The organism is Bradyrhizobium sp., from assembly GCF_052389815.1.
Classification (GTDB): Bacteria; Pseudomonadota; Alphaproteobacteria; order Rhizobiales; family Xanthobacteraceae; genus Bradyrhizobium.
Map to the genome: position 1 here is coordinate 18,652 of NZ_JBQTHN010000112.1, position 21,619 is coordinate 40,270.

The 21,619-nt window shown below is 63.9% G+C and carries 22 protein-coding genes; 6 read left to right on the plus strand and 16 right to left on the minus strand.

Annotated features, from left to right (window positions below; genetic code table 11):
• Positions 1-63: 63 nt before the first annotated feature.
• Complete coding sequence (gene purL, locus ACT4OC_RS19825; RefSeq protein WP_444840752.1) at positions 64-2,271, minus strand: phosphoribosylformylglycinamidine synthase subunit PurL; 2,208 nt, start codon at positions 2,269-2,271, stop codon at positions 64-66.
• Between the two features lie 165 nt (positions 2,272-2,436).
• Between purL and ACT4OC_RS19830 the strand changes: the two genes are divergently transcribed.
• Together ACT4OC_RS19830 and ACT4OC_RS19835 are read left to right on the plus strand one after the other, a co-directional pair.
• Positions 2,437-2,925 carry a PaaI family thioesterase gene (locus ACT4OC_RS19830; RefSeq protein ID WP_444840731.1) on the plus strand — a complete coding sequence of 163 codons (489 nt, stop codon included), beginning with the start codon at positions 2,437-2,439 and terminating at the stop codon, positions 2,923-2,925.
• A 173-nt stretch (positions 2,926-3,098) separates the two neighbouring features.
• Entirely contained in the window at positions 3,099-4,085 is a 987-nt protein-coding gene (locus ACT4OC_RS19835; protein ID WP_444840732.1) for a DMT family transporter, read from the plus strand.
• Positions 4,086-4,202: 117 nt separating this feature from the next.
• On the opposite strand, the gene ACT4OC_RS19840 is transcribed toward ACT4OC_RS19835, so the two are convergent.
• From ACT4OC_RS19840 to purC, 5 genes are all read right to left on the minus strand, one after another.
• Positions 4,203-5,033 (minus strand): hypothetical protein, encoded by an 831-nt coding sequence (locus ACT4OC_RS19840; RefSeq protein WP_444840733.1) that lies wholly within the window; start codon positions 5,031-5,033, stop codon positions 4,203-4,205.
• Positions 5,034-5,292: 259 nt separating this feature from the next.
• A complete protein-coding gene (gene purQ, locus ACT4OC_RS19845) occupies positions 5,293-5,994 on the minus strand; it encodes a phosphoribosylformylglycinamidine synthase subunit PurQ (RefSeq protein WP_444840734.1) in 702 nt (233 codons plus the stop codon).
• A gap of 19 nt (positions 5,995-6,013) precedes the next feature.
• Positions 6,014-6,586: a hypothetical protein gene (locus tag ACT4OC_RS19850; protein ID WP_444840735.1), complete on the minus strand. Its 573-nt coding sequence runs from the start codon at positions 6,584-6,586 to the stop codon at positions 6,014-6,016.
• Positions 6,583-6,825, minus strand: coding sequence for a phosphoribosylformylglycinamidine synthase subunit PurS (gene purS, locus ACT4OC_RS19855; protein WP_444840736.1), 243 nt, complete (start codon positions 6,823-6,825; stop codon positions 6,583-6,585). The genes ACT4OC_RS19850 and purS overlap by 4 nt, the downstream gene beginning before the upstream one ends.
• Before the next feature lie 108 nt (positions 6,826-6,933).
• Complete coding sequence (gene purC, locus ACT4OC_RS19860; RefSeq protein ID WP_198509814.1) at positions 6,934-7,701, minus strand: phosphoribosylaminoimidazolesuccinocarboxamide synthase; 768 nt, start codon at positions 7,699-7,701, stop codon at positions 6,934-6,936.
• A gap of 347 nt (positions 7,702-8,048) precedes the next feature.
• Here purC and ACT4OC_RS19865 point away from each other — a divergent pair, with 347 nt between their 5' ends.
• A complete protein-coding gene (locus tag ACT4OC_RS19865; RefSeq protein ID WP_444840737.1) occupies positions 8,049-8,372 on the plus strand; it encodes a DUF1476 domain-containing protein in 324 nt (107 codons plus the stop codon).
• Positions 8,373-8,378: 6 nt separating this feature from the next.
• Here ACT4OC_RS19865 and ACT4OC_RS19870 read toward each other — a convergent pair whose 3' ends face one another.
• Entirely contained in the window at positions 8,379-9,338 is a 960-nt protein-coding gene (locus tag ACT4OC_RS19870) for a LysR family transcriptional regulator (protein ID WP_444840738.1), read from the minus strand.
• 103 nt (positions 9,339-9,441) lie between these two features.
• On the opposite strand from ACT4OC_RS19870, the gene ACT4OC_RS19875 reads away from it, so the two are divergent.
• A complete protein-coding gene (locus ACT4OC_RS19875; RefSeq protein WP_444840739.1) occupies positions 9,442-10,269 on the plus strand; it encodes an isocitrate lyase/PEP mutase family protein in 828 nt (275 codons plus the stop codon).
• Between the two features lie 106 nt (positions 10,270-10,375).
• Here the strand turns inward: ACT4OC_RS19875 and cynS are convergent, their stop codons facing one another.
• The 4 genes from cynS to ACT4OC_RS19895 are packed head-to-tail and all read right to left on the minus strand — an operon-like array spanning position 10,376 to position 14,095.
• A complete protein-coding gene (cynS, locus tag ACT4OC_RS19880; RefSeq protein WP_444840740.1) occupies positions 10,376-10,864 on the minus strand; it encodes a cyanase in 489 nt (162 codons plus the stop codon).
• 58 nt (positions 10,865-10,922) lie between these two features.
• Entirely contained in the window at positions 10,923-11,864 is a 942-nt protein-coding gene (locus tag ACT4OC_RS19885; RefSeq protein ID WP_444840741.1) for an ABC transporter ATP-binding protein, read from the minus strand.
• Positions 11,865-11,870: 6 nt separating this feature from the next.
• A complete protein-coding gene (gene ntrB, locus ACT4OC_RS19890) occupies positions 11,871-12,710 on the minus strand; it encodes a nitrate ABC transporter permease (RefSeq protein WP_444840742.1) in 840 nt (279 codons plus the stop codon).
• Between the two features lie 2 nt (positions 12,711-12,712).
• Positions 12,713-14,095 carry a CmpA/NrtA family ABC transporter substrate-binding protein gene (locus tag ACT4OC_RS19895; protein WP_444840743.1) on the minus strand — a complete coding sequence of 461 codons (1,383 nt, stop codon included), beginning with the start codon at positions 14,093-14,095 and terminating at the stop codon, positions 12,713-12,715.
• Positions 14,096-14,262: 167 nt separating this feature from the next.
• On the opposite strand from ACT4OC_RS19895, the gene ACT4OC_RS19900 reads away from it, so the two are divergent.
• Positions 14,263-16,197: a sigma 54-interacting transcriptional regulator gene (locus ACT4OC_RS19900; protein WP_444840744.1), complete on the plus strand. Its 1,935-nt coding sequence runs from the start codon at positions 14,263-14,265 to the stop codon at positions 16,195-16,197.
• A 9-nt stretch (positions 16,198-16,206) separates the two neighbouring features.
• On the opposite strand, the gene ACT4OC_RS19905 is transcribed toward ACT4OC_RS19900, so the two are convergent.
• The 4 genes from ACT4OC_RS19905 to ACT4OC_RS19920 all read right to left on the minus strand — a co-directional run bounded on the left by ACT4OC_RS19905 (position 16,207) and on the right by ACT4OC_RS19920 (position 20,329).
• A complete protein-coding gene (locus ACT4OC_RS19905) occupies positions 16,207-17,592 on the minus strand; it encodes a CmpA/NrtA family ABC transporter substrate-binding protein (protein ID WP_444840745.1) in 1,386 nt (461 codons plus the stop codon).
• A 117-nt stretch (positions 17,593-17,709) separates the two neighbouring features.
• Positions 17,710-18,588, minus strand: coding sequence for a sulfurtransferase (locus ACT4OC_RS19910; protein WP_444840746.1), 879 nt, complete (start codon positions 18,586-18,588; stop codon positions 17,710-17,712).
• 53 nt (positions 18,589-18,641) lie between these two features.
• Positions 18,642-19,757, minus strand: a complete 1,116-nt coding sequence (locus tag ACT4OC_RS19915; RefSeq protein WP_444840747.1) for an acyl-CoA dehydrogenase family protein — start codon at positions 19,755-19,757, stop codon at positions 18,642-18,644.
• Positions 19,758-19,786: 29 nt separating this feature from the next.
• Positions 19,787-20,329 carry an OsmC family protein gene (locus tag ACT4OC_RS19920; RefSeq protein WP_444840748.1) on the minus strand — a complete coding sequence of 181 codons (543 nt, stop codon included), beginning with the start codon at positions 20,327-20,329 and terminating at the stop codon, positions 19,787-19,789.
• Between the two features lie 233 nt (positions 20,330-20,562).
• On the opposite strand from ACT4OC_RS19920, the gene ACT4OC_RS19925 reads away from it, so the two are divergent.
• The gene (locus tag ACT4OC_RS19925) at positions 20,563-21,222 is read left to right on the plus strand and encodes a TetR/AcrR family transcriptional regulator (RefSeq protein ID WP_444840749.1); all 660 of its coding nucleotides are present in this window, start codon (positions 20,563-20,565) and stop codon (positions 21,220-21,222) included.
• A 95-nt stretch (positions 21,223-21,317) separates the two neighbouring features.
• Here ACT4OC_RS19925 and ACT4OC_RS19930 read toward each other — a convergent pair.
• On the minus strand, positions 21,318-21,619 hold a 302-nt coding region (locus ACT4OC_RS19930), incomplete at its 5' end, for a DUF559 domain-containing protein (RefSeq protein ID WP_444840750.1).

Consider the following 21,619-nt stretch of genomic DNA (forward strand, 5'->3'; position numbering starts at 1 on the left):
CGCGGAGCCTGTCATCGGGCGCGCGTTCGCGCGACCCGTTGGCTCCTCGCAATGACGGACGAACTAACCCTTTCCGCCCATGTAGTTCGGCAGCCAGCTTTCGAATGCGGTGCGCAGCTTCTCGATCGCAACCGGCGCCTCGCCCGTCACCGCAATCGCATCGCCACCGGTCGTGCCGATGCGTACGCAAGGCACGCCAGTGCCGTTCATCTTCGCCAGCACGAGACCGGCATCCGCCGCCGGCACGGTGACGATGTAGCGCGCCTGGTCCTCGCCGAACCACCAGGCGTGCGGCACGATCGAGGCCGGTCCGGCGAGCAGCTGCGCGCCGATGTTGCCCGCCATCGCCATTTCCGCCAGCGCCACCAGCAATCCGCCGTCGGAGACGTCATGCACGGCAGTCGCGGTGCCGGCATGGATCATGCCGCGCACCACGTCGCCATTGCGCTTCTCGGCGGCAAGATCGACCGGGGGCGGGGCGCCCTCCTCGCGACCGCAGACGTCGCGCAGGTACACGGACTGCCCGAGCCAGCCGTGGGTATCGCCAACCAGCAGGATCGCCTCATCAGCGGCCTTGAAGGCTAATGTCGCCGACCTGGTGAAATCGTCGAGCACGCCGACGCCGCCGATCGAAGGCGTCGGCAGGATCGCCCGGCCGTTGGTCTCGTTGTAGAGCGAGACGTTGCCGGACACGACCGGAAAGTCGAGCGCGCGGCAGGCTTCCGAAATGCCCTTCAGGCAGCCGACGAACTGGCCCATGATCTCGGGCCGCTCCGGATTGCCGAAATTGAGGTTGTCGGTGATGGCGAGCGGCCTGCCGCCCACCGCGGTGATGTTGCGCCAGGCTTCCGCCACCGCCTGCTTGCCGCCTTGATACGGATCGGCCTCGCAATAGCGCGGCGTCACGTCGACCGTCATCGCAAGGCCCTTCGGCCCGTCCTGCACGCGCACCACGGCGGCATCGCCGCCGGGCCGCTGCACGGTATTGCCGAGGATGACGTGGTCGTACTGCTCCCACACCCAGCGTTTTGAGCACAGCTCCGGCGTGCCGATCAGCATTTCCAGCGCCGCCGAAATAGTCATCGGCGACATCACGTCGCGCGCATGCACCACGGGCAACGCGGGCGAAGCCACATGCGGCCGGTCATAGAGTGGCGCCTCGTCGCCGAGCTCCTTGATCGGCAGATCGGCCATCACACCGCCGCCATGCTTGACCACGAAGCGCTTGCTCGGCGTGGTGTAGCCGACGATGGCAAAATCGAGACCCCACTTCTTGAAGATCTCTTCCGCCAGCTTTTCCTTCTCGGGCTTGAGCACCATGAGCATGCGCTCCTGGCTTTCCGAGAGCATCATCTCATAGGCGCTCATGCCGGTCTCGCGCGTCGGCACGGAGTCGAGCATGAGATCGACACCGAGATCGCCCTTGGCGCCCATCTCGACCGCCGAGCAGGTCAGCCCGGCCGCGCCCATGTCCTGGATCGCGATCACGCAATCGGCGGCCATGATCTCGAGGCAGGCCTCCAGCAGCAGCTTTTCGGCAAAGGGATCGCCGACCTGAACCGTGGGGCGCTTCTCCTCGGAATCGTCGTCGAACTCGGCCGAGGCCATCGAGGCGCCGTGAATGCCGTCGCGGCCGGTCTTGGAGCCCAAATAAACGATCGGCATGTTCACGCCTGAGGCGGCGGCATAGAAGATCTTGTCGGCGTCGGCGAGGCCGACCGCCATTGCGTTGACCAGGATGTTGCCGTCATAGCGGGTGTGGAAACGCACTTGGCCCCCGACGGTCGGCACGCCGAAGGAATTGCCATAGCCGCCGACGCCGGCGACGACGCCGGAAACCAGGTGCCGCGTCTTCGGATGCTCCGGCGCACCGAAGGAGAGCGCGTTGAGGCACGCGATCGGCCGCGCCCCCATGGTAAAGACGTCGCGCAGGATGCCGCCGACGCCGGTGGTGGCGCCCTGATAGGGCTCGATATAGCTCGGGTGGTTGTGGCTCTCCATCTTGAAGACCACGGCCTGGCCGTCGCCGATGTCGATCACGCCGGCGTTCTCGCCGGGCCCCTGGATCACCCATGGCGCCTTGGTAGGCAGCCCGCGCAGATGTATGCGCGAGGACTTGTACGAGCAGTGCTCGTTCCACATCGCCGAGAAGATGCCGAGCTCGGTAAAACTCGGAACCCGCCCGATCAGCTTCAGGATGCGCTCATATTCGTCCGGCTTGAGCCCGTGGGCCGCGACGAGCTCGGGGGTGATCTGGGGTTCGTTGGTCAGCATGGGGCCCGTAATAGGAAGTCCGGAGGGGCTGGAAAAGGCCTTTTAGGGGGCATTTTCCCGCTGTCCAGAGCTTTGCAGAGGGGGTCGGCAGGAACGCCGTTTGCGTCTTGCTGGCGGATCGGATTTAAGGGCGCCAAATCCTGAATTGAAGGCCCCTTTTTCGTGAACGAGCTCCCCCAAAACGCATTCCACCGCCGCCCCGACCTGCATGTCGAAACCGAAGGCGAATTCGCGGGCTGGCGCACCTGGACCCGCGACAGTTTCGAGACCCATAACGGCCCGTTCTGGCACCGGATGGACGAGACCGGCACGGTGCAATGCGCCTTCCGGGTCGAGAAGAAGCACCTCAACGGCATGCGCAATGTCCATGGCGGCTGCTTCATGGCCTTTGCCGATTACTGCCTGTTCGCGATCGCCTCGGCGCATCTGCAGGGACCGGGCGTGACGGTCAATTTCGCCTGCGAATTCCTCGACGCGGCACGCGAGGGCGAGCTGATCGAGTGCGACGGCGAGGTGACGCGCGCCGGCGGCTCGCTGATCTTTTTGCGCGGCACGCTGCGCTCAGGCGATCGCAAGCTTTTCACCTTCTCCGGCACCATCAAGCGGGTGAAGTGGAAGCAGCCGCCGCCGGCCGGCACTTCCAGCACCTAGAGCAAGGTGACGTTTCCTCGAATCGTCCCCCTGCTCCATGTCTTTGTTTGAGCATGATCTTTGCCGAAAACCGGTCTCCACTTTTCGGGATCATGCTGCCCATGCAGCCGGCCTCCTTGTGCTTGTCTTGCGGATAGAGCGATAAACGCAAGGCAAGCGCCGGGACCAACAAGTTGCCGAAGAGCACAGCACTCAGCGAGATCGAGGCGGCGCCAGCGCCGCAGCCCGCCCCTTCCCCGGCCGAGCCAAGGCAGCGCAATTGGCGCGATTATGCGCTGCTGCTGGCGCTGGCGTGCTGCTGGAGCTCCACCTATCCGCTGACCAAGATCGGGCTGGGCTCGATCCCGCCGGTCACCTTCATCTCGGCACGCTCGCTGATCGCGGCGGCATTCCTGCTCGTCGTGCTGCGCATCCGCGGGCTGCGCCTGCCGACCGACGCCAGGGCGTGGAAGCTGTTCGCGCAGCAGCAGACCATCAACTCGACCATCCCGTTCCTGATGATCACCTGGGCGCAGCAATATGTGCCGGCCTCGACGACGGTGGTGCTGGCCTCGACCACGCCGATCTTCGCCTTCCTGATCACCTGGGGCATCACCCGGCACGAGCCGGCGACGCTGCTGAAGCTTCTCGGCGCCATCGTCGGCCTTGCCGGCACCGCCGCGATCATCGGCCTCGATGCGCTCGGCGGGCTTTCCAGCGACATCGTTGCGGAAATGGCGATCCTGCTCGCCACCATCTCCTTTGCCTGCGCCACGATCTTCGGATTGAGACTGTCGGACTACGATCCGATGGTGGTGGCCGCTGGCTCGCTGCTGTTCGGCGGCTGCGTGCTGCTGCCGCTGTCGCTTGTTATCGAGCATCCCTGGACGCTGCGTCCGACCGCAGAGGCACTGGCGGCGACATTTGCCATGGGCATCTTCTCCAGCGCCCTGGGCCTGATGCTGTTCTACATGTGCCTGTCGCGCCTCGGCACGATCACCACGAATGCGCAAGGCTATTTGCGCATCCCGATCGGCGTCGGGCTATCTGTGCTGCTGCTCGGCGAAAGCGTGCCGCAAAACCTCGCGCTCGGCCTGGTGCTGGTGATGGCGGGTGTGGCTGCGATGACGGTGCCAGGGGACGTGCTGCGGCGCGCGATGCAGCGGCTGCGCGGCGGATAGCGGTTCAGCGCGGCGTCGCCGACATACGCGCTCCCAAAATATCGAAAAACAACCCCATGCAAAGTAGCAGGCGGCCCGCTTATTGCCGCAGCCAGCGAGCCCACGCGTCTCAAGTATCTACGCCGTAAGAACACTGCGCCGCACACTGCCAAAGGCGCCATACAAGAAATCCAAGGTCGCAGGTTCCGTCAGCTTGCAGACGATGTTCTGATTTCTGAAGATATTGGGAAATGTCTTCGCCTCGGTGACGGGAACCGTCTTGATCCACCTTATAGGAACCAAATATTCGGCCCGATCCGGATCATCTTCATGTCGCTTTAGGATTCTTTCTTGATGCAGCGGAAGCTCAAAGAGCAGCACGTCGTTCACTCGAAACCGATTTGCGCGCATCGCCTTTCCCTCTACGATGCCCAATCCAACATAACCCGAACCTTTCCTATAAACATAAATCGGGTCACCCTTGTTTAAGCGCTCAAGTGGCCCTGAATAGCGTCGTCCACCACCCGCCGAGAAAAATCCATACTTGATCATGTCTTCCCAAGAATGGTTCTCGTCGAAGATGCCATACCAATCACCACGCCAAGGAGCCTTCTTCCGTATCTTTACCCGCTCTTCGACGGTGTCTTGTTCCATCAACCAGTCTGCAGCTAAGTAACGATTGGCGCCATCTGAGAATATTTTGAAGAACGCGGTATTTATCGCTATTCGATGCGACTGCGAAAGATATTGCACTATTCTCTCGGAAGATTCGTCCAGCTCACTCGCAACAATGAGCATGCTCTGAGTTTCGTTGAGCTGTTCTGGGATAGGCTGTTCAAACTTCCGTCGAAAAGCTTCTGGCAAACCACCTTGGCCTTTTGCCTGAAGATATGGGTCGGCGATTTCGTAGATGTCGGCGGTCTCGAGCGTAACAACCCAACTGGCGTAATCTAGAATCTGCGCGACCACTTCGCGGGGTTCTGTCGCGCTTCATTTCGATAATTGTGACGGTGCCATCACTTGCCAAGCCAAGCAGGTCTATGGGGCCACTGTGGGCCGTCTTAACCTGGCGTCCGATGATCAGCAGATCAGGATCTAAGATGGATGGATCACGTTCGATCCAGTCTTCGATTTGGCTTTCAGCAGTCAGCTTCGCTGTTTCTACGGCGATCAGTCCGCTGGGTTCAATTCGCCACAACGAAGTCATTTCTCTATCGTCCTGCAGCCCTCAAGCGGCCTTCTCCAGGTGCTGCACCAGCCCGGCGAACAGGCCGCGGCCGTCGGTGCAGCCCATGATGTCTTCGACGTGGTTTTCCGGATGCGGCATCATGCCGAGCACATTGCCGCGGCCGTTGACGATGCCGGCGATGGAATTGGCGGCGCCGTTGATGTTGGCTTCCTCGTCCACCACGCCCTCGGGCGAGCAGTAGCGATAGAGCACCCGCCCCTCGCCCTCGAGGCGCTTCAGCGTCTCTTCGTCCGCCTCGTAATTGCCCTCGCCATGGGCGACCGGCACGCGGATGACCTGGCCGGCATTGTAGCCGCGGGTGAACGGCGTGTCGGAACGCTCCACTTTCAGGTGCACGTCGTGGCAGATGAATTTCAGCCGCGCATTGCGCATCAGGACGCCCGGCAAGAGGCCCGCTTCGCACAGGATCTGAAAGCCGTTGCAGACACCGAGCACGAGGCCGCCCTTGGCCGCAAAGTCGCGCACCGCGTCCATCACAGGCGCGCGCGCCGCAATGGCGCCGCAGCGCAAATAGTCGCCATAGGAGAAGCCGCCGGGCACCACCACGAGATCAGTATCGTTGGGTAGCGAGGTCTCGGCATGCCAGACCATCGCCGTCTCGTTGCCCGAGGCCAGCTTCAGCGCCCGCGCCATGTCGCGCTCGCGATTGATTCCGGGAAAGACGAGGACGGCGGATTTCATGGCGTCACCTGGTTGGGGGCTATTGAACGAGCATCGTTAGAGCGACCGCAAACTGGGCGTAATTGTCGTTGCTGGCCTTTTGATCCTGTGACGAACTGATCAGGCTGACCGACGCGCTCGAACCGAACATCAAACCGGTGGCGACATATTCTTTCTGCCCGTCCGGCGCCACCATCAGGCGCCGCGCCTTGTACAGGCGGGGCAAGGAGGTCCCCTTGTCACCGTCGATGCCGAGGATTGTCACCTTAAGCCCGGGCGAACGCTGCTCCAGCGCGCCGGCGACCTGCTGCTGGCTGTCGCGATACTGATGCAGCGTCATCGGATTGCCCGGTGCATAGATGCGGTAGCTCACCTTCGAGTTCACACCGCACTTGACCTGCTCGCAGTGGAACAGGTGCATATCGGATCGGCCCTTCTCGTAACGCCATCCGCTGACGGCAACCGGCGGCGCAGCCGGTGCCGATTGCGCCGACACGTCATCAGCCCCGGCGGCGACGAGAGCGCCGATCAGCAACAGGGAGCCGACAGTGACGCGAATGGCAGACCTCATGCTTCCGCACCGCGCGAGTGACGCAGCGAGCCGGCGATTCATCCCAACAGCTCGACCCGATAGTTCTCGATCACCGTGTTCGCCAGCAGCTTGTCGGCGGCATCCTTCAGCGCGGCCTCGGCCTTGGCGCGGTCGGCGCCGGCCATCTCGATGTCGAACACCTTGCCCTGGCGCACGCTGGCGACACCCTCGACGCCGAGCGATTTCAGCGCGCCTTCGATGGCCTTGCCTTGCGGATCGAGGATGCCGGACTTCAACGTAACGGTAACGCGTGCCTTCATATCAACCTCGTCATTCCGGACGAGCCGCCCAGCGGGTCGATCCGGAATCTCGCGCAAAACCTCTGGATTCCGGGTTCGCGGGCTGCGCCCGCGCCCCGGAATGACGCTCTAGCTCTTCACCAGCACCGGGCCGGTACCGGCCGGCCGCTCGTTCTCCATGAGGATGCCGAGCCGCTTGGCCACCTCGGTATAGGCCTCCAGCAGGCCGCCGAGATCCCTGCGGAAGCGGTCCTTGTCCAGCTTCTCGTTGGACTTGACGTCCCACAGCCGGCACGAATCCGGGGAAATCTCGTCGGCGACGATGATTCGCATCATCTCGTTCTCGAACAGCCGCCCGCACTCCATCTTGAAGTCGACGAGGCGGATGCCGATGCCGAGGAAGAGCCCGGTCAGGAAGTCGTTGACGCGGATGGCGAGCGCCATGATGTCGTCGATCTCCTGGGGCGTCGCCCAGCCGAAGGCGGTGATGTGCTCTTCCGACACCATGGGGTCGTTGAGCTGGTCGTTCTTGTAATAGAATTCGATGATCGAGCGCGGCAGCTGGGTACCTTCCTCGATGCCGAGGCGCTGCGACAACGAGCCGGCGGCCACGTTCCGCACCACCACCTCGAGCGGCACGATCTCGACCTCGCGAATCAGCTGCTCGCGCATGTTGAGACGGCGGATGAAGTGGGTCGGCACCCCGATGTCGTTGAGGTGCTGGAACAGGTACTCCGAGATCCGGTTGTTGAGGACGCCTTTACCCTCGATCACCTGATGCTTCTTGGCGTTGAAGGCGGTCGCATCGTCCTTGAAGTGCTGGATCAGGGTGCCCGGCTCGGGGCCCTCGTAAAGCACCTTCGCCTTGCCTTCATAAATGCGTCGCCGACGGCTCATTGGGATGTACCGTGTTTTGTTGAAATCCATCGATCTGGTGTGCTCCGGATGAACAGGACTGGACCCACGACGGAGCTGCCGTGCAGGCCCGGAACCCCTGAATCGACCTATGGAAACAGAACAGGAACCGGACCTTTGGGCAACCTAACCGATTGGCCTATCCAGCACAATCGACCCGGACTTTCCGGGGCGAGTTATACCGTGGCGGTTTCCGGGCCTATTCTGCCGTTTTGCCTGCGGCTTAAAAACCCGTTGTTCCGCCCCAATCCGACACTTATGTAGGCAGCCGAGAGGGTCGCCGCAATGCGGGCGCCCTCGTTCAGCCTGGCAGGGATCGGAACTCCGACATGACGACATTCGACAAGCGCGAAGAGGGTTTTGAGAAGAAATTTGCCCTCGACGAGGAACAGAAATTCAAGGCCGAAGCCCGCCGCAACCGGCTGCTCGGCCTGTGGGCTGCCGAAAAGCTCGGAATGACCGGTGATGCCGCCACCGCTTATGCCAAGGAAGTGGTCGCCGCGGACTTCGAGGAAGCCGGCGATTCCGACGTGCTCCGCAAGGTGGCCGGCGACTTCGCCAAGAAGGGCGTCGCGATCTCGGAGGCCGACGTGCGCGCCCAGATGAGCGAGTTGATGGCGGTGGCCGCCGCCCAGGTGAAGGCGGGCACGTAACGCCCCTTACTTCCTGCGGCGCTTTTGCATCCGTTTCGGCCGGCCCGCCCCGTGGCCGGCTGATTTCGTTCCGGCATAGCCGGCGCGGATGATTTCCAGGAGCCGTTGCGAGGCCGCGCTCAGGAAGCCGCCGCGTCGCGTGACGGCGACGATGTCCTGGCGTGCGGCGAGATCGCCGACGCGGATGGTCGACATCGCTCTCGATCTCAACTCATCGGCGGCGTTGCTCTGTGTCAGCAACGCGATGCCGAGACCTGCCTCGACCAGTCGCTTTTGCGCGGTGAGGCTGTCGACCGGCGTCCAGGCGACCTCTCCCAGCCCATGCGTCAGGAACAGCGCGTAGACGTGTGACGCCGAAATCTCGCGGCGGCCCGGAATCTCCGGAAAGGCGATCCAGCGCTCGTCGCGCAGATCGGCCAGCCGCGCCACGCGCTTGCCGGCAAGCGGATGGTCGGCGGCACAGACCGCTTGCAACGGCTCGCTGGCGAGGCGCTCGTAGTCGAGATCGCGCAACCGGTCCATGTCGTAGCGTAGCCCGATGGTCGCCTCGCCGCGGCGGATCAGGTCGCTCACCTCTGTGCTGGTCGCCGTGCTCAAGGTGAGGTTCGCGTCGGGATATTCGCGCGCAAAGCGCTTCAAGATTTCCGACAACAGGCCGCCCGCCAGCGTGCCGACGACGGCGAGCGAGACCGGCCCCGCGTTCTGCCGCGTCAGCGCGCGGATCGCATTTTCCGCGTCCTGCGCAGCCGCAACGGCGCGCTCGGCATAGGGCACCATCACGCGCCCGGCGTCGCTGAGCCTGGTGCGGCCGGCCACCCGCTCGAACAGCGGCACGCCGAGCTCCTGCTCCAGCAGCGCGATGCGGCGCGAGATGGCAGGCTGCGAGCGATGCAGCGCGCGGGCGGCATTCGAGACCCCGCCCCTGCGATGTACCGTGAGAAACGTGTCGAGGGCATCGCTGTCCAATTCCCAACTCCATGCAAAAAACTGATCCGACAGCAAAGAATAACAAATTTGGCTGATGGACAAGCCGGCGTTATTGCTTCGCCGACGCCTGATGGAGAGTTCGATGCGAACGCAAACGGAAAAAGCCAAAGCCTTCCGCGCCCTGCATGAAAGACCCGGCGCCTTCATCATCCCGAACCCCTGGGACGCCGGCACCGCGCGGCTGCTCGCCGCCATGGGCTTCGAGGCGCTGGCGACGACCAGCCTCGGGGTCGCCAATTCGCTGGGCAGCGCGACCGTCAGCCTTGCCGCCATCCTCGACAACTGCCGGGCAATTGCGGAAGCCACCGACCTGCCCGTCAATGCCGACCTCGAAAATTGCGGCGCGCACGAGCCGAAGGCAGCCTCCCACGCAATCCGGTTAGCTGCGGAAGCGGGCTGCGTCGGCGGCTCGATCGAGGATGCGACCGGGGATCTCAGCAATCCGATTTATGATTTCGACCTGGCGGTGGAGCGCGTGCAGGCCGCGGTCGAAGTGGCCCGGTCCCTGCCCTTCCCCTTCACACTGACGGCGCGCGCGGAGAATTTTCTCTACGGCCGCACCGACCTCGACAACACCATCAGGCGCCTCCAGGCCTTCGAGGCCGCAGGCGCCGACGTGCTGTATGCGCCCGGCCTCTATGATCTCGCAACCATCAAGACGGTCACTTCGGCACTGAAAAAGCCGTTCAATCATGTGATGGGCTTCGCCGATCCGACGCTGACCGTGCCGCTTCTATCGGCTGCCGGGGTCAAGCGCATCAGCGTCGGCGGCGCCATGGCGCGCGTCGCGCTGGCGGCGTTCCTGAAATGCGCGCACGAGATGAAGGACCACGGCGCCTTCACCCATGTGCGCGAGATGGCGCCGATGAAGGAGGTACGCGAGGCGTTCGCGAAGGGGGCGGTGGCATAACACTGCCAGTCCCGTCATTGCGAGGAGCGCAGCGACGACGCAATCCAGCTCTCTTCTTGCAGCAAAGCTGGATTGCTTCGCTTCGCTCGCAATGACGGTGCAGACTTCACCCTTCCTTGAACCCATACTCCGGCACGTTGCCGCTGGCGCCGTAATATTTGTACGGCAGGAACTTGCCGGACATGGTGATCTTGACGCGGTCGCCCTTGGGATTGGGCAGGCGCTCCATCACCATGTCGAAATCGATCGCCGACATGATGCCGTCGCCATACTCTTCCTCGATCAGCGCCTTCCAGGCGGGGCCGTTGATCATCACCAGCTCGTAGAAGCGGTAGATCAGCGGGTCGGTCGGCGGCATCGGCGTGCCCTGCCCGCGCATCGGCACTTCGTTGAGCATTGCGACTTCCGCCTTCGACAGCCCGAACAGCTCGCCGGCATTGGCGGCCTGCGGTTTGGTCAGCTTCATCTGGCCGAGGATGGCGCCGACGATCAGCACCTCGGAATAGCCGCCGATCTTCTCGCAGATGTGTTTCCAGCTCCAGCCCTTCTCGCGCTTGATGTCGAGCAGCTTCTCCGTGAGATCGGATCGTTTCATGGCAGTCTCCATCTATTCGTCATGCCCGGCTTGTGCCGAGCATCCACGTCTTTTGCTTTCACGAAGAAGACGTGGATGGCCGGGACAAGCCCGGCCATGACGTCTGTCGGGCATCTTCAGGCACAGCGTCCATCGCCGGCGCAACCGCCAGCTCCGGCTTACCCGGCCGCACCGCCGGCACGTTGCGCGGATCGTGGGTCGGATTCTCGGCGACGAAGGTCTTGCTGCGGCTGACCAGGAAATCGACAATGTGGTTGCGCAGCGCGTAGTAGTAGGGATGGCGGTGCAGATCGATGCGGCCGCGATCCTTCGGCAGCGGATTCTCGACGACCTCCGCCAGCACCGCGCCGGGACCGTTGGTCATCAGGAAGATCTTGTCGGCGAGGTAGATCGCCTCATCCACGTCATGGGTGATCATGAACGCCGTCTGCCCCGTCTCGAGGCAGATGCGGCGGACCTCGTCCTGCAGCGTGCCGCGCGTCAGCGCATCCAGCGCCGAGAACGGCTCGTCCATCAGCATGATCTTCGGCGTGATCGACAGCGCGCGCGCGATGCCGACGCGTTGCTTCATGCCGCCCGACAGCTCCGACGGACGCTTGTGCTCGCTGCCGGTGAGCCCGACCAGATCGATGAACTTCTGCGCATGCGCCTTGACCTTCGCGCGGTCCCAGCTGCGCCATTTCGAGGTGACGGCATAGGCGACGTTGCCGAGCACCGTGCGCCACGGCAGCAGCGCATGGCTCTGGAAGATCACGGCGCGGTCGAGGCTGGTGCCTTCGATCGCCTGGCCGTCCACGATCACCGCGCCCTCGCTCGGCTCGTCGAGGCCGGCGAGGATGTTGAGCACCGTGGTCTTGCCGCAGCCGGAATGGCCGATGACGCAGCCGAATTCGCCGCGCGACATCGAGAGCCAGAAGTCCTCGAACACGGTGGTGGTGTCGGCGCCGGCGCCGGGATAGCGCTTGGCGATGCCTTCAATGGAGATGAATTTGTCGGTCACGCCAGCCTACTCCGGGAACGTGACCATGCGCGTGAAGCGCGCGAGGATCTGGTCGAGCAGCATGCCGACGACGCCGATCGTCAGGATCGCGATGATGACGTTGGTGATCGAGAGATTGTTCCACTCGTTCCAGACGAAGTAACCGATGCCGGTGCCGCCGACCAGCATTTCGGCCGCGACGATCACCAGCCAGGCGATGCCGATGGAAATGCGCATGCCCGTCAGGATCGTCGGCGCGGCCGCCGGCAGGATCACTGTGAAGGCGCGGCGGATGGTGCCGACCTCCAGCGTGCGGGCGACGTTGATCCATTCCTTGCGCACGCTGGCGACGCCGAAGGCGGTGTTGAGCAGCATCGGCCACACCGAGCAGATGAAGATGACGAAGATCGCCGAGATCGAGGAATCCTTGATGGTGTAGAGCGCAAGCGGCATCCAGGCGAGTGGCGAGATCGGCTTCAGCACCTGGATGAAGGGGTCGAGCGCCTTGCTCATCAAGGGCGACATGCCGATCAAAAATCCGAGCGGAATGGCGACCAGGACCGCGATCAGATAGCCGAGCCCGACGCGGGCGATCGAGTAGCCGAGCTGGATGCCCAGCCCCTTGTCGTTCGGGCCGTTGTCGTAGAACGGCCGCCTGACGTGCTCCCACAATTTTGCGCCGACGTCGAGCGGACCGGGCATCGCCGACTTGCCCTGGGTCGCGGTAGCGCCCATCAGCTTGGCGTATTCCGGACTCATGTTGCCGACGGCCGCGGTCTGGCGCGTCGCGATGTGCCAGATGCCGAGGAAGACGGCGAACAGCACGATCGAGACGATTGCCGCGCGCAAGCGGAGGGAGGCGGTCATCGTCAGCTCGCCTTCCGGATCTTGAAGCTGGCGAGATAGTCTTCCGGCTTCGCGGGATCGAAGGTCTTGCCCATCACGGAGAAGCTCTTCGTCGTCGTTGCCGGCGGCGTCAGCCCGGCTTCCTTCATCAGCCTGGTCGCGTCGGTCGCGAGATAGACCTGAGCGGCGATGCCGGCGTAGTCCACCTCGCCCTTGATCTGACCCCAGCGCTTCATCTGCGTCATGATCCAGATCGCAAAGGAGTGCCAGGGGAAGGGATCGAAGTCGACGCGGTTCGGCTGCTTGACGATGTTGCCGAGGCCGTCGGCGAACGTGCCGGTGAGGATCTGCTCCAGCACGATCGGAGGCTGGTTCAGGTAGTTCGCCGGGGCGATGGCTTCGGCGATCTGCTTGCGGTTCTCCGCCTTGTGCGCGAAAGCGGTCGCCTCGATGATCGACTTCAACAGCGCGCCGTAGGTGTTCGGCATCGTCGTGATGAATTCCTTCGACGCCGCGAAGGCGCAGCAGGGATGTCCTTCCCAGATGTCCTTGGTCAGGATGTGGATGAAGCCGACGCCGTCATAGACCGCGCGCTGGTTCATCGGATCGGGGCCGAGATAACCGTCGATATTGTCGGCGCGGAGGTTGGCGACCATTTCCGGCGGCGGTACCGCGCGGATCTGCACGTCGACATCCGGATCGAGCCCGTGCTCGGCGAGGTAGTAGCGCAGCAGATAATTGTGCATCGAAAAGTCGAAGGGCACGGCGAACTTGAAGCCCTTCCAGCTCTTCGGGTCGCGCCTGTCCTTGTGCTTGATCGCCAGCGTAATCGCCTGGCCGTTGATGTTTTCCACCGCCGGCATGGTGTAGGGCAGCGGGTTGGAGCCCACGCCCATGGTGATGGCGAGCGGCATCGGCGAGAGCATGTGCGCCGCGTCGTATTCCTTGTTCAGCGTCTTGTCGCGGATCACCGCCCAGCCGGCGGTCTTGATCACCTCGACGTTGAGGCCGTTCTTCGCATAGAAGCCCATCGGCGCCGCCATGATGATCGGCGTCGCGCAGGTGATCGGGATGAAGCCGACCTTGAGGTCCTTTTTCTCCAGCGGCCCGCCTTGCGCGAAGGCTTCGCTCGCCGTCTTCAGCGGGAAGAACTGCGACAGGGCAGCTGCGGCGGTCGCAGCCCCCACCGATTTCAGGAAGGCGCGGCGGGCGGCATCCTGCGGAAACATCGCGCGCATCACGGCGGACGCCACCACGCCCTCGTAGCGCTTCGCCTCGTTCTCGACTGGCTGGGTCTGCAACTGCAAATCCGCCTGGTGCTCGGCCTCGCTGACATGCCGGCCGCAGCTGCAGCCGCCGCGATGAAGCCTGCGGTTGGGATCGAAGGGATTGTCGAAGGTGGACATGACGCCTCCTGCCTATTGCTGAGGCATCTGCAGCAAGGAGCGTGCCATCGCCCAAAACGGGCGATTGTCCAGTCAGCTCCGTGGGTTCCGCATTTGACAGACCACCACGAGAATTCGTAATGTACGAGAATTCGTAGTCAAATTACGAGTTTTCGGAGTACGAGGCTATGGAGTTCGCATCAGATGGGTTTGCCCCGGCCGGGCGCGAGGCCGACCTGCGCACCCTCGCCTTCGACTATCTGGTCGAGCCCACCCTGCTGCTCGATCCCCAGGCCGACCGGATCGTCGATGCCAATCCCGCCGCCTGCACCCTGCTCGGATACGACCGCGCGCTGCTGCGGGAAACCAAGATCAGCGCGTTGCATGCCGAACAGATGCCGGCGCTGATCGTCTTCACCGAGGCCGTGCTCGAAAAGGGCTCCTGGTGGACCGATGCGCTGACCCCGCGCCACGCCACCGGACAGCAATTACGGCTGGAATATTCCGGATCGCGGCTGCCGCACGAGGGTCGCATGCTGATGCTGCTCGGCATGAGCGACCTCGAGCAGCGGCGGCGCCGCTATGTCGATGCCACCGCCGAGGACCATATGCGGAGCGGGCTTGAAGCCTGGCAGCGCGTCGAGCGCGTCTTCCAGGACATCGAGCGCGAGAACCAGCTGATCCTGCGCGCGGCAGGCGAAGGCATCTATGGCGTCAACGCCGAGGGCAAGACCACCTTCGTCAATCCCGCCGCGGAGCGCATGCTCGGCTGGGCCGCCGAGGAACTGGTCGGCAAGGAGATCCACGGCATCGTCCATCACAGCTATCCCGACGGCACGCATTATCCGGACCATGATTGTCCGATCTACGGGGCATTCCGCGACGGCGCGGTTCACACCGTCGACGGCGAGGTGTTCTGGCGCAAGGACGGAACGCCGGTGTGGGTGGAGTACACCTCGACGCCGATCCGCGACCGCGGCGTGGTGGTCGGCGCCGTGATCGTTTTCCGCGACGTCAGCCAGCGCCGCGAGGCCGACGAGAAACTGCACGCGGCGCTTGCCGAGGTCGACCGGCTGCGCGAACGGCTCGAGCTCGAGAACGCATATTTGCAGGAAGAAATCCGCATCGAGACTAATCCGCGCGGCATCATCGGCCAGAGCGAGGCGATCCAGAAGACGCTGCGCCAGGTCAAGCTGGTCGCGCCGGCTACCGCGGCCGTGATGATCAGCGGCGAGTCCGGCACCGGCAAGGAGCTGATCGCGCGCGCCATCCACGAGGCGAGCCAGCGCCGCGACCGGCCGCTGATCCGGGTCAATTGCGCGGCCATCCCGCGCGAATTGTTCGAAAGCGAGTTCTTCGGACATGTCAGGGGCGCCTTCACCGGCGCACTGCGCGACCGCATCGGCCGCTTCGAGCTCGCCGATGGCGGCACGCTGTTCCTCGACGAAGTCGGCGAGATCCCGCTGGAGCTGCAGGGTAAGCTGCTGCGCGTGCTGCAGGAGGGCAATTTCGAGCGCGTCGGCGAAGAGCGCACGCGCACGGTCGACGTGCGCCTGATCGCCGCCACCAACCGCGATCTCAAGCAGGAGGTACAGCGCGGACGGTTCCGCGAGGACCTGTACTTCCGCCTCAACGTGTTTCCCATCGAGTCCGTGCCGCTGCGCGAGCGCCGCGAGGACATTCCGCTGCTGGCGCAGCACTTCCTGATGAGCGAAAGAGCCGAACCGAAGTCCGGCCTCCGGCTTTCGGAAGGCGATGTCCGCCGGTTGTCGCGTTACGACTGGCCGGGCAACGTCCGCGAGTTGCAGAACGTGATCGAGCGCGCCGCGATCCTCGCGCAGAACGGCAGGCTGCGGATCGATCTGCCGGATACGCCGGGACCGAAACCGGTCCCGGGCGGCGAGCGTCAGAGCAGCGACGAAAGGCCGGCGGTGATGACATCGGCCGAGCTGCGCGATCTCGAGCGCAGCAACATCCTGGCGGCGCTGACGGCGTGCAACGGCAAGGTGTTCGGCGCGAATGGCGCCGCTGCCATGCTCGACGTCAAGCCGACCACGCTGGCGTCGCGGATGAAGGCGCTGGGGCTGGCGCCCGCCCGCGTGCGGCAGGCGGGCCTGCAATAATCGCCGCCGTCAGGCCGACTTCCTGATCTTGAAGCTCGCGAGATATTCCTCGGGCTTTGCCGGATCGAACGTCTTGCCCATCACCGAGTACGACTTGTACGAACCCGGCGGCGGCGCCAGCCCCATCTCGGCCATCACCTTCCTGGTGTCGCTGGCGAGATACACCTGCTCGGCCACCATCTTGTAGTCGACGTCGCCCTTGATCTGGCCCCAACGCTTCATCTGCGTCAGCATCCAAACCGCAAAGGACTGCCAGGGGAACGGATCGAAGTCGACGCGCCTGGGATCGGTCTTTACGCCGCCGAGCCCGTCCGCATAAGTGCCGGTCAACACCTGCTCCAGCACGGTGACGGGCGCGTTGATGTAGTTCGCCGGCGCAATGGCTTCGGCGATCTGCTTGCGGTTCTCCGCCTTCGCCGCATAGCCAGTGGCGTCCACGATGGCGCGGGTCAGCGCCGCAAAGCTGTTCGGCGACGTCGTGATGAACTCCTTGCTGGCGGCAAAGCTGCAGCAGGGATGGCCGTCCCATATTTCCTTCGAGAGGATGTGCAGGAATCCGGCGCCGTCGTAGATCGCGCGCTGGCAGATGTTGTCGGGCGCGAGGAAGCCGTCGATGTTGTCGGCGCGCAGGTTTGCCACCATTTCAGGCGGCGGCACCGAGCGCAGCTGCACGTCGGTGTCGGGATCGATCCCGTGCTCGGCCAGATAATAGCGCAACAGGTAATTGTGCATGGAATAGTCGAAGGGAATGGCGAACTTCATGCCCTTCCAATCCTTCGGGTTGCGCCGGTCCTTGTGCTTCATGGCGAGCGTGATGCCCTGCCCGTTGACGTTCTCGATCGCGGGCACCGTGAACGGGATCGGCTGCGCGCCGAGCCCGAGCGAGATCGCGATCGGCATCGGCGCCAGCATGTGGGAGGCGTCGTATTCCTTGTTGATGGTCTTGTCGCGAATCACGGCCCAGCCGGCGGTCTTCACCACCTCGACGTTCAGGCCCTGCTTGGCATAGAATCCCAGCGGAGACGCCATGATGATCGGCGTGGCGCAGGTGATCGGGATGAAGCCGACCTTGAGATCCTTTTTCTCGGGCGGCCCGCCGGCGGCGAAAACTTCCGTTGCGGTCTTGATCGGGAAGAACTGCGAGACCGCGGCAAGCGCGGTCGCCGCGCCGACCGATTTCAGGAAGGCGCGGCGCGCGATGTCCTGCGGGAACACGGCGCGCATCACGGCTGACGCGACGACGCCCTCGTAGCGCTTCTCTTCGCTTGCCGGCGGCGCCACCGGTTCGCAGCGCAGCGTGCGCTCCGCGTATTGATGCTCGGCGGCCGAACGATGCTGACCGCAAACACAACCAAGCTCGCGCTCGGAATCGAAGGGATCGTCGAAGATGGACATGCTGCGCCCCTATCTCTCACCGGAGCATGCGCGAGGCTCGATCCCGCAGCTATCCGGAAATTTTTCGCCAAGGTCCGGCCGCTTTGTGCGGCCGGACACCGATTGGTCATGCAGTTTCTATGCCGCCTTGCCGGTCACGCGGGACGTCGTCGGCAATCCCTCGTCGATCGGCAGCGCAGGATCGCGCGACCATTCGTTCCAGGAGCCGAAATACATCCGCACGTCCTTCACGCCGGCGTTCTTCAACGCCAGGAAGGTGTTCGAGGCGCGCGCGCCCTTGAAGCAATAGAGATAGACCGGCGTGTTCTGGGAGATGCCTACGGTGGCGCATTCCGCGAGGATCTCGTCCTTCGACTTGAAGCGCGGCCCCTCGCCGGTCGGCTTCATCATCCGGTACCACTCCAGCCACACCGCGCCGGGGATGCGGCCCTTGCGCGGGCAGAAATCCTTGCCGTAGGGCGAGGAACTGTCGCCGATCCATTCATCGACGTCGCGCACGTCGAGGATGGCGATGCCGGGCTTGCCGACCGCCGCCAGCATGGTTTTCGCATCGATCAGGATGTCGCCGGCTTCCGGCACGATCGAGAACGAGGCTTTCGCCGGGCTCGGCACGTCCTTTGTGGTCGGCAAGCCGGCCATAACCCAAGCGTCGTAGCCGCCATGCAGCACCTTGATCTTGGGATAGCCGAGCATCGTGAGCAGGTAATAGCCGCGGCAGGACTGGCCGAAGCCGGAATTCATCGACTGCTCGTAGATGATTGCGGTTTCCTTGCCGGAAAGACCCGCGGCGCCGAAGGCGTCGGCGAACTTCGTCTTCAGCTCCTGCATGCCCTCTGGCGTCGAGGTCGCCAGATAGGTGAAGATCTCGTGCACGTTCACCGCCCCCGGCAGATGGCCGGCCGCGTAGGCGTCGGGGTTACGCGTGTCGATGATCACGCACGGCTCCTTCTTGATGAACTCGGCGAGTTCGCCGGCAGTAATCAGAACGTCCGTCATGGCAGGCCTCTCCTGTTGTGGTGGTTGCAGTCGGGTCGAACCGAAGCGCGCCATCAGAACTCCGCCAGCATCTTGCGAAGCTGCTTGGTGGCGGGCGTGACGATGGCGACGAAATAGGCTTCGCGAAGCCGGCGCTGGGCACGGTGGCTCTTCAGGTAGCCGCGCGCGCCGCAATGGAGCATCGCCGCATGGGCGGCCGCGACCGCAGCGTCTCCCATCCGCAGGCGCAGCGCGACGACGCGGCGCCAGTAACTTTCGTCCGGATTATAGGGATCGGCGGCGAGCGCCATCCCTTCCTTCTCGAACTCGGCGTAGAGCTCGCGGAACTGCGCCGGCTGCTGCGGCAAATAGCGGTTGACGTGGCCGAGCGGCGGGCCGACCTCCTCCATGATGTCGATGCAGTCCTTCATCAGGCCGAGCGCCATGCCGGCCTGCAGCAGGATGAAGCCGGCGCGGATCTTCTTGACGAAAGGTCCGGCCTGCCCGGCCAGGATCAGTTCATCCGGCACGAAGGCGTCGCGGAACTGCACGCCATAGGTGCCGGTGCCGTCCATGGCGAGGAACGGCTTGCACGGCTGCAGCGTTGTTGCAGGGTCCGAGCAATCGGCGAGAAACATCACGATGCCGCCGGGTTCGTCTTCGCGCTCGAAGATGGTGCCGAACAAGTGGTCGGGGCCGAGATTGGACACCCACGGCAACGCGCCCCTGACGACGTAGCCGCCCTCGACCCTGCGACCTTTCAGCTTGAACTTCTCGATGCCGAACAAGGTCTTCATCGGGTTGGACAGCCCGGTGCCGCCGAGGATTTGCCCGGTTGCGAATTTGCCCGCGAACTTGCCGACGAGCGCAGCGTTGTCGGAGTTCGCGGCGTACCAGACCAGCGTGGTCTGGCACCACGCCATGAAGGCGGTGGCGCCGCAGACTTCGCCAATGGCGGCGATCGACTGAATGGCGCAGCGCAGATCGGCCGCGCCATTCGATGGAACGTGGCTGCCCCATGCGCCGACATCGCCAAGGCGGCGCAGCAGTTCACTGGGGTAGAGGGTCCCCTCGTCGATGGCCAGGGCCATCGGCGCGAGGTTCTTGCGTGCGATCGTCGTGACCTGGTCGGCAATCGAAGCCTGCAGGTCGTTCGCATCGTCACGCCGGGATACAGCCACTGAACCCATGATATCCTCCATCCGGCCGGTGGCTGCGGTTACACGCCGACGTCGAGATTGACGGGCCGGGTGAAGGTGTTGGCCACCGGCGACCACTTCTTCACGTGCGCGACCAGCGCGCCGATCTCCTCCTGCGAGACGCCCTCGCATTCCATGTCGACCTTGACGCGCACGTCGGTGAAGCCGACCGGCTTCTCGCTGACATCGCCGGTGCCCCACACCGCCGTGATGTTGAGGTCGCCCTCGAGCTCGAGCTCGAGCTTGTTGACGATCCAGCCGCGGTGCACGGCGTTGGCGTGCAGGCCGACCGCGAGGCACGAGCCGAGCGCGGCGAGCGAGGCTTCCGACGGATTGGGCGCGGTATCGTCGCCGAGCAGGCCCGGCGGCTCGTCGACAATGTAGGGCGCGAGATTGCGGATGTAGTTGGCGTGGCGGAATTTGCCCTCCGCCACGGTTTTGCACTTCAAGGTCTTGATCACCTTGGGATTGGCCTTGCCGTTGGCGATGAGCTGCTGCAGCCCGCCCTTGTCGATGGGGGCCAGGCAGCCTGTCAGCACTGTTTTTTGAGCGACCGCGGTCATCAGTTTCTCTCCCGGGAGTTAGGATACCGAACGGTCTGTTTCCTGCATAAGCCGTGCCAGAAACGCAGGAAGCCAAAACCCGACGCATTGCAGACCTTTAGCTCGCGCTGCCCGCGGATTGACCAGCGCAGGCTTGCTCACCCGCGATGCAGATGCTTTCGTCTCAGCGACTATTTTGAGCAAAACAAAGATGCGGCTTGATGATTTGACCTCGCTCCGATTTACTGAAGCGCATGGGCAAATCGCTTTCGAAGAAGAAAGGTGTCGCGGCATTCGTTGCCGCCGATGACGAGTCCGCGCGCGGACGTCTGCTCAGCGCGGCAACGCGGCTGTTCTGCAAGGACGGCATCAACGCCACCGGCATCGACGCCATCATCGACGAAGCCGGCACGGCGAAGACAACGCTCTACAAACTGTTCGGCTCGAAGACCAACCTCGTGCATGCCGTGCTGGAGAGCGAAGGCAAGCAGTGGCGCGAATGGTTCATCGGCGCCATCGAAGCCGGCGGCGGCGACGCGCAGACGAAGCTCATGCGCATCTTCCCCGTCCTGAAAACGTGGTTCGGCGAGGAACGCTTCTACGGCTGCCCCTTCATCAATGCGGTCGCCGAGCACGACAAGAACCAGAAGCAGTTCCGCAACATCGCAATGAAGCACAAGAAAGTCGTGCTCGCGCATTTGGAGAAGCTTGCGGGCGAGATGGGCGCGGCCGAGCCTGCGCTGTTCGCGCATCAACTGGCGCTTTTGATCGACGGCGCGATCGTCGCCGCCATGGTGTCGCGCGATCCCGCCGTGGCCGACATGGCGGGGCTTGCAGCAAGCTCGCTGTTCGGGCCGGCAAAAACAAAACGGCCGAAACGCGCGGGTGTTTCCGCCGAACTGGCTGCGGTCTGACCGAAGATTCGTAGGGTGGGCAAAAGCGGGAAGCGTGCCCACCTTCGACGCTCGACACGGAAGGTGGGCACGGCGCAAACGCACCTTTGCCCACCCTACCGCTTGGTCGAGGTTGTTAGGCTTTCCTGCAATTTGTCGAGCTGAGCGCCGAGGTCCGCCTCGACGTCGGCGGTCGCAATGCTGACCACCCTGTAGTCCCGGCTCTCCAGCCAGGCCGTTCGCGCCGCGCGGTCGGCGACGATTGCCTCCGACTCGTCCGGATTGACCAGTTCGATCGCGAGGCGATGCACGAAGGAGACGAAATCGGGGATCTGGCGGCCGACCGGCGTCTGCCGCTTGAACTGGCCGGCGAAGCGGCGGTCGCGGGTCAGCGCCTGCCACAGGATGCGCTCGGCAT

Bases quoted from the DNA above. Each gene is read 5' to 3' on its own strand.
- ACT4OC_RS19900 (WP_444840744.1), top strand. From the start codon at position 14,263: ATGGAGTTCGCATCAGATGGGTTTGCCCCGGCCGGGCGCGAGGCCGAC.
- ACT4OC_RS19910 (WP_444840746.1), bottom strand. From the start codon at position 18,588: ATGACGGACGTTCTGATTACTGCCGGCGAACTCGCCGAGTTCATCAAG.
- ACT4OC_RS19850 (WP_444840735.1), bottom strand. From the start codon at position 6,586: ATGAATCGCCGGCTCGCTGCGTCACTCGCGCGGTGCGGAAGCATGAGG.
- cynS (WP_444840740.1), bottom strand. From the start codon at position 10,864: ATGAAACGATCCGATCTCACGGAGAAGCTGCTCGACATCAAGCGCGAG.
- ACT4OC_RS19865 (WP_444840737.1), top strand. From the start codon at position 8,049: ATGACGACATTCGACAAGCGCGAAGAGGGTTTTGAGAAGAAATTTGCC.
- ACT4OC_RS19905 (WP_444840745.1), bottom strand. From the start codon at position 17,592: ATGTCCATCTTCGACGATCCCTTCGATTCCGAGCGCGAGCTTGGTTGT.
- ACT4OC_RS19875 (WP_444840739.1), top strand. From the start codon at position 9,442: ATGCGAACGCAAACGGAAAAAGCCAAAGCCTTCCGCGCCCTGCATGAA.
- purQ (WP_444840734.1), bottom strand. From the start codon at position 5,994: ATGAAATCCGCCGTCCTCGTCTTTCCCGGAATCAATCGCGAGCGCGAC.
- ACT4OC_RS19915 (WP_444840747.1), bottom strand. From the start codon at position 19,757: ATGGGTTCAGTGGCTGTATCCCGGCGTGACGATGCGAACGACCTGCAG.
- purS (WP_444840736.1), bottom strand. From the start codon at position 6,825: ATGAAGGCACGCGTTACCGTTACGTTGAAGTCCGGCATCCTCGATCCG.
- ntrB (WP_444840742.1), bottom strand. From the start codon at position 12,710: ATGACCGCCTCCCTCCGCTTGCGCGCGGCAATCGTCTCGATCGTGCTG.
- ACT4OC_RS19925 (WP_444840749.1), top strand. From the start codon at position 20,563: ATGGGCAAATCGCTTTCGAAGAAGAAAGGTGTCGCGGCATTCGTTGCC.
- ACT4OC_RS19920 (WP_444840748.1), bottom strand. From the start codon at position 20,329: ATGACCGCGGTCGCTCAAAAAACAGTGCTGACAGGCTGCCTGGCCCCC.
- ACT4OC_RS19895 (WP_444840743.1), bottom strand. From the start codon at position 14,095: ATGTCCACCTTCGACAATCCCTTCGATCCCAACCGCAGGCTTCATCGC.
- purC (WP_198509814.1), bottom strand. From the start codon at position 7,701: ATGAGCCGTCGGCGACGCATTTATGAAGGCAAGGCGAAGGTGCTTTAC.